Here is a 3,778-nt window from a genome sequence, read left to right on the forward strand (position 1 = left end):
GCACGCCGCCCGATGATCGCCACCGGCCCGCTCCCGGCTCAACAGGGCGCCAGCCATCCACAGCGCGCCCATCCACCGGCATGAACAGATCGTAAGTCGCAATCCGCCCGCATCCGGCTTTGCTCAGTGGCTGTGACGAAGTCCTGACACTGATGTTGCAGGAGGCGGTGATGAGCGAAGGCGACAGCGTCGGCAACGGCAACGGCAACGGGGCTGCGGCCAAAGTGCCGCAGTGGACGGACGAGGACGACAAGGCCCTGCACGAGGCCGCGAGATACCTCAGTACCGCGCACCTGAGCTTCATCGCCATCAGCATCTATCTGGCACTGGCGATCTGGCAGACCACGCACCAGCAACTGCTGCTCGGCGCCAGCTTCACGCTGCCGGTGCTGAACGTCTCGATCGACCTCGTCACCTTCTACACGCTCGGCCCGTGGCTGTACGTGCTGCTGCACGCGACGCTGCTGACGCAGCTGCGGCTGTTCGCCCGCAGCGTCTTTCGCTGGGGGCTGGCCCGGCAGAAGAACCGCGATACCGAACTGCCGCTCGGGCTGTCGCCGCTGCTCTATTACCTGCTGCTGCAGCGCATGGCGCTGTCACGGCTGATGCTCGCGACCGCGGTCGGCACCACGCTGCTGATCGGGCCGCTGCTGCTGGTGTGGCTGTTCCAGGTGCGCTTCCTCGCCTACCACGACGGCACCGTGACCATGTGGCAGCGCGGCGCGGTGTTCGCCGATGGCGCACTCCTGCTGCTGATGTGGCCGCAGGTGGTGTCGCGGCGCATCGCGCTGGGGGTGACCCGCGGCAGCAGCCGCGGCCGGCTGCGCCGCTTCCTGCGCGCCTGGCTCTGCGGCTTCCATGACGAGCGCATCGGCTGCGTCGAACAGTCGAAAACCCTGGACCGGGCCCGCCGGCGCACGCTGCGCACGCTGATGCTTTCGATCGTGCTGCCGATGCCGCTGCTGCTCGGGCTGTCCTGGCTGTTCCGCGATGCCGGCGATGCCGACGGCCTGCTGCTCAGCTACGCCGCCTGCTGCCTGGCCGGGCTCGCGCTTGCGTACTGGCAGGTACGCCGCCCGGCCGGTGGCATCAACCACGAGGACGTGCAGCCACGCTCGCCGTTCGTGCTGTCGTATGCGGCCATCATCGGCCCGGCGGCGGTCTGCTCGCTGTCGCTGTTCACGCTGGTGCCGACCATCGCCCCTGACGCCTGCATCCGCTCTTCCGACCAGCCCAGATGCCGATGGCTGGCCGTGGCGAGCGGCGCATCCTGGCTGGAGCCCGTGCTGCTGTACTCGCTCGCTGCGATCAGCGGCTACCGCCTGCTGCTGCCGGGGCAGATCGATGAACTCAACCATGTGCTGCTCGATCCGCCGGACGGCGACAGCGCGGAAGCCCTGCGCTGGCGACCGGGCTGGTGCGCCTGGCTCGACCAGCCGAAACCCCGGTCCCCGGACGAGCGCACGCACGATTCCGCGCCCCCGCCCCCGCCGCGGCGCTGCGGCCGGCTCGGACCGGTGGCGCTGCCGACGGCGCTGCTGTTCGAGCCCGACCTGCAGCGCGGCAACGCCGGCGACACGCGCCGGCGCCTGCTGCCGAGCCGCTATCTGCACCTGCGCGGCGCGGCGCTCGACATGGACATCAAGCCCGAAGACGTGGCCCTCGAAAAGAAGGCAGACGGCGCGCCCCTCACCTGTGATCGCGATGCCCGCCGCGACAACGAACCGACCGATCCCGGCGAGAAGCGCGTCTGGCAGTACGCGCGTGCGCTGCGCGTGCAGTTTCGCGATCTGGCCGGCGCCGACCTGCGCGATGCCAGCCTGCCGCTCGGCCAGTTCCAGACCGTCAACCTGTACGGGGCGATGCTCGACGGCGCCTATCTGAACGGCGCGCGCCTGTATGGCATCGACCTGCGCTACGCCAGCCTGACCTGGAGCCACCTCGACAACAGCGACTGGGACGGCGTGCAGGCGGATTTCAGCGCCCTCGACCATGCCGACCTGCGCTGCGCGCGCATCCTGCGTACCGATCTGGTCGGGGCACGGATGATCGAGGTCGAGACCGCCCGCCTGCACCTGGAGCACAGCGACCTGCGCGGCGCCCTGATCGTCAGTCAGCCGCCCCGGCCGGATTCCGATCCGCGGCCCGCGCCGGAGAACAGGTCCGTGCTCGCCGGCCTGACGGCCACCCGGGGATCGGCCGCCGAGCTGCTGAAGGAACGGGCGCTGCGACGCTGCCCGCCCGGCGCATCCTCCGTGCAGTCCGTGCCGGCAAAGCTCCCCTCGCCTCCGCCCCTGTTCGGGATCGACGACACCCAGGGTCCGGCGGCAGCCGGCCGGCAGGCGGCCCAGATGACCTGCACGCTGCAGGAAGTGCAGCCCGAAGATTTCCGGGAGCCGCCGCCGCGGCGGCTGCCGACCCGCTATGCCAACGCGCTGGTGCTGATGGCACCGCCATTTGCCGCGCAGGGTTTCGAACAGTCGACGGAGTGGCTCGAAGCCGTCAATCAGGTGTTCACGCAGCAGCCGGTCTGCCCGGCGGCCGAGGATGCCCTGCTGCGGGCCCGGCTGGCGTTCGCGCTGCAGCCGAAAGCCACGCCCGCCGCCCCCACGGCTGCGCAGCGCTGCGAGCCACGCCCCGCCGACTGAAGCCCCGGCTGGCGGCCGGTCGCGGCAGCAACCACACTGCCCGCCACCCCGATCCGCGCAGGTCCGCTGCGGCATGAGTGAGCGCTATTCCATCATCCGCCCGACCCCGCTCGGGCGCGCCGAGCTTGAGCGCGTCGCCGCGACGCTGCCGGACCTGATCACCGCCACCGGCCCGGATGGCGAACTGCGCCTGAGCGTGCAGCGCGCCGGCGGTCTGGTGCAGCCGATCGACTGGCAGTACGGCACGCTGTCCGTCGACCTGCCCGATGCCGACGTGCTCGCCGTGCTGATCGAACTGGCGGCGCGGCTCTGCGCGCGCGTGCGCGACGACAGCCTGATGACCTGGCGCACGCCCTTCGACAGCTACGTGCATGCCGATGACACCGAAGCCGTCCGCGCCCAGCGCCAGCGGCTCGATGCCTTGCGGCGCCGGCGGCGCCTGCGCGCCTGGCTGCGTGCCGGCCTGATCGCCATGACCGGCCTCGTCGTGCTGCTCATCAGTCACCCGGCGTTCTGGGCAAGACCGCTGACCGATCCGGGCTCGCGCTTCGCGCTGCCGCCCGACTGGCGCGCAGGCTTCACCGGCGGGCGGCCCGACGTGCTGCTGCTGCCGGCCGACGATTTCAGCGAGGCCTATGCCGCGCACCTCGGCGAGCGCCTGCACGAGCTGACCGGCCTGTCGGTCAGGACCACGCTCGCCGTCGGCCTCGGCCGCGTGCAGCCCTTTCCGGACAGTCCGCAGTACGACGCGCAGACCCTGGTCGAAACCGCCACGCCGGCGATCGACCGGCTGCGCGCGCAGTACGGCGCCGTGCCGGTGATCCTGCTGACGCAGCGCGACATCAACGCCCGCGAGCGCAGCACCCGCTTCAGCTTCGCGCAGCACTACCCCGGCTGGCGCGTCAGCGTCGTGTCCTCGGCGCGCCTGCTGCCGGGCACGCTGATCGGCCGCGCCAGCGACGCGACGCTGGAAACCCGGCTGCTGAAGTTCCTGCTGCGCAGCGTCGGCCAGCAGGTCTACCGCCTGCCGCGCGACACCGACATCGACAGCGTCATGTACGCGCCGATCATGAGCCTGTCGGATCTCGACCGCATGGGCATGAAGCTCGCGCGACCGGGAGCGCCCTGAA

Annotated in this window: 2 protein-coding genes; both read left to right on the forward strand. The window is 71.2% G+C overall.

Translation table 11 applies throughout. The features are described 5' to 3' along the window. Positions 1-170: 170 nt before the first annotated feature. Positions 171-2,648 carry a pentapeptide repeat-containing protein gene (locus PKE44_RS16295; protein WP_324553275.1) on the forward strand — a complete coding sequence of 826 codons (2,478 nt, stop codon included), beginning with the start codon at positions 171-173 and terminating at the stop codon, positions 2,646-2,648. A 73-nt stretch (positions 2,649-2,721) separates the two neighbouring features. Then, positions 2,722-3,777, forward strand: coding sequence for a hypothetical protein (locus tag PKE44_RS16300; protein WP_324553278.1), 1,056 nt, complete (start codon positions 2,722-2,724; stop codon positions 3,775-3,777). Position 3,778 lies beyond the last annotated feature (1 nt).

It is taken from the genome of Plasticicumulans sp. (genome assembly GCF_035331805.1).
Taxonomy (GTDB): Bacteria; Pseudomonadota; Gammaproteobacteria; order Competibacterales; family Competibacteraceae; genus Plasticicumulans.

What these genes read in the sequence shown, in the direction of transcription:
- PKE44_RS16295 (WP_324553275.1), top strand. Translation starts at nt 171, where the DNA reads ATGAGCGAAGGCGACAGCGTCGGCAACGGCAACGGCAACGGGGCTGCG.
- PKE44_RS16300 (WP_324553278.1), top strand. Translation starts at nt 2,722, where the DNA reads ATGAGTGAGCGCTATTCCATCATCCGCCCGACCCCGCTCGGGCGCGCC.